Below are 2,861 nucleotides of genomic sequence, written 5' to 3'. Positions count from 1 at the left end.
GCGCTCGCCGCCGAGCCCGTCCAGGGCGGCCGCCAGCCGCTCCGGGACGGCCACGCCGAGCCAGACCGTGCCCACGGGGCGGCCCTGGTGCGGCTCGGGGCCGGCCACGCCCGTGGTGGCCACCCCGACGTCCGCGCCGAGCCCCGCGCGGGCGCCCTCGGCCATGCGGCGGGCCACCTCGGGGTCGACGGCGCCGACGCGCTCGAGCAGGTCCGCGGGCACGCCGAGCAGGCCCGCCTTCACGCTGTTCTGGTAGGCCACCACGCCGCCCTGCAGGACGGCGGAGGCGCCGGGCACGTCCGCGAGGCGGGCGGCCATGAGGCCGGCCGTCAGGGACTCGGCGGTGGCCACGGTCAGCCCGGCCCCCGCGAGCGCACGCACCGTCTCCTGCGCGGCCACGGGCTCAGGCCCCGCGCCGGGCGGCGAGGGCGTCCCGCCGCAGGATCCAGGCGTCCTTGACGTACTCCAGCCCGGTGAGGACGGTGAGCACGGTGGCGGCGCCGATCACGGTCCAGCCGACCCACGGCCACCAGCCGCCCACCACGGGGGCCAGCGGCATCAGCAGCAGGCCGATGCCCACGGCCTGCAGCACGGTCTTGAGCTTGCCGCCGCGCCCGGCCGGCATGACGCCGTACCGGATCACCACGAACCGCATCAGGGTGATGCCCCACTCGCGCACCAGGATCACCACGGTCACCCACCACCACAGCTCCCCCAGCAGGGAGAACAGCACGAGGGCGGCGCCCGTGAGCAGCTTGTCCGCGATCGGATCCGCGATCTTGCCGAAGTCGGTGATCAGGCCCCGTGCCCGGGCGATGTCGCCGTCGAGCTTGTCCGTGTACATGGCCGCGGCGAACAGCGCGACGGCGATCCACCGCGCGGTCGCCGAGCCCCCGCCCCACGGTCCGCCCGCCCACAGCGCCCACGCGAAGAGGGGCACCATCAGGATGCGGACCGAGGTCAGAATGTTCGGCAGGTTCCAGGCGGAGACCCGCTCCGCCTCGCCGCCCGTGCTCATCTGCCCGTGAGCTGCCACGCGTCCTCCGATCCCTCGTCGTCGTCCTCATCGTCCCAGCTCTGCGCCGCGGGCCGCGCGTCGAGGTCCTCCTGGACCAGGTCCCGCGGGCCGGCGGACGCCGGGGCGGCCGGAGCCGCCGCCGGGGCGCCGCCCTCGCCGGAGCCTCCCGACGGCGGGGCGTCGCCGGAGATGGTGGCGAGCACGTCGGCGAGGTCGTCCGGCTTGACCAGGACGTCGCGGGCCTTGGAGCCCTCGGAGGGGCCCACCACGCCGCGGGACTCCATGAGGTCCATCAGGCGGCCGGCCTTGGCGAAGCCCACGCGCAGCTTGCGCTGGAGCATGGAGGTGGAACCGAACTGCGTGGTGACCACGAGCTCGACCGCCTGCAGGAGCAGGTCCAGATCCTCGCCGATGTCCTCGTCGATGACCTTCTCGGTCTTCTCCGGCACCACGTCCTCGCGGTACTGCACCTGCATCTGCGACTTCACGTGCTCCACCACGGCGTGGATCTCGGACTCGTTGACCCAGGCGCCCTGCACGCGCATCGGCTTGGACTTGCCCATGGGCAGGAACAGGGCGTCGCCCTGACCCAGCAGCTTCTCGGCGCCCGGCTGGTCCAGGACCACGCGGGAGTCGGTCACGGAGGAGGTCGCGAACGCCATGCGCGAGGGCACGTTGGCCTTGATCAGGCCGGTGACCACGTCCACGGAGGGCCGCTGGGTGGCGAGCACCAGGTGGATGCCGGCCGCGCGGGCCAGCTGGGTGATGCGCACGATCGCGTCCTCGACGTCGCGCGGGGCGACCATCATCAGGTCCGCGAGCTCGTCCACGATCACCAGCAGGTACGGGTACGGGCGCAGCACGCGCTTGGAGTCCGGCGGCAGCTTCACCTGCCCGGCGCGGACGGCCTTGTTGAAGTCGTCCACGTGCTTGTAGCCGAACGCCGCGAGGTCGTCGTAGCGGGTGTCCATCTCCTTGACCACCCACTGGAGGGCCTCGGCGGCCTTCTTGGGGCTCGTGATGATGGGGGTGACCAGGTGCGGGACGCCCTCGTAGGCGGTGAGCTCCACACGCTTGGGGTCCACCATCACCATGCGCACCTCGTCCGGCGTGGAGCGCATCAGGATCGAGGTGATCATCGAGTTCACGAAGGAGGACTTGCCCGCGCCGGTGGCGCCGGCCACGAGCATGTGCGGCATCTTCGCGAGGTTGGCCACCACGTAGCCGCCCTCCACGTCCTTGCCCACGCCCATGACCATGGGGTGGTCGGTGCGCTGGGCGGCCTGCGAGCGCAGGACGTCGCCGAGGGCCACGACCTCCTTGTCCGTGTTGGGGATCTCGATGCCGATGGCGCGCTTGCCCGGGATGGGGCTGAGGATGCGCACGTCCGAGGAGGCCACCGCGTAGGCGATGTTCTTCTCCAGGGCGGTGACCTTCTCGACCTTGGTGCCGGGGGCCACCTCGACCTCGTAGCGCGTGACCGTGGGCCCGCGGGAGAAGCCGGTGACCTGGGCGTCCACCTTGAACTCGGTGAACGTGGTGGTCAGCGCGGCCACGACCCGGTCGTTGGCCTCGGAGCGCTCCTTCGGCTGGGGGCCGGCGGGCAGCAGGGCCGACTGGGGCAGGGTGTAGGACACGTCCCCGCCCAGCTCGGACTGGGTGCCGCGGGCCGGCTCGGCGGTCACGGGCGGCACGGGCTCGGGGGTGCTGAAGGGCACGGCGGCCGCGGGCGACGACGGCGCGGCCGGCCCGGCGGCACGGCCCGGCTCCTCGTCCTCGAGGTCGACGTCGGCGTCCTCGGCGGGCTCCTCCGCGGCGGCTGCGGCCTCGCGCTGGGCGCGGG

The 2,861-nt window shown here is 73.4% G+C and carries 3 protein-coding genes; all 3 read right to left on the bottom strand.

The window, feature by feature from the left end:
* Positions 1 to 399, bottom strand: a 399-nt coding sequence (locus NWP10_RS11315) for a nicotinamide-nucleotide amidohydrolase family protein (protein WP_258300973.1), incomplete at its 3' end; no start/stop codon positions are given.
* Between the two features lie 4 nt (positions 400 to 403).
* The gene (gene pgsA / locus NWP10_RS11310) at positions 404 to 1,018 is read right to left on the bottom strand and encodes a CDP-diacylglycerol--glycerol-3-phosphate 3-phosphatidyltransferase (protein ID WP_258300974.1); all 615 of its coding nucleotides are present in this window, start codon (positions 1,016 to 1,018) and stop codon (positions 404 to 406) included.
* On the bottom strand, positions 1,015 to 2,861 hold a 1,847-nt coding region (locus NWP10_RS11305; protein ID WP_258300972.1), incomplete at its 5' end, for a DNA translocase FtsK. The genes NWP10_RS11305 and pgsA, both read right to left, overlap by 4 nt.

This window comes from Micrococcus sp. HG099 (assembly GCF_024723355.1).
In the GTDB taxonomy this organism is placed as follows: Bacteria; Actinomycetota; Actinomycetes; order Actinomycetales; family Micrococcaceae; genus Micrococcus; species Micrococcus endophyticus.
The sequence above is the reverse complement of the archived record's forward strand: the minus strand, read 5'-3'. Positions and strand labels throughout refer to the sequence as shown.

Excerpts from the sequence above, each read along its gene's own strand:
- pgsA (WP_258300974.1), bottom strand. The coding sequence starts at position 1,018 with ATGAGCACGGGCGGCGAGGCGGAGCGGGTCTCCGCCTGGAACCTGCCG.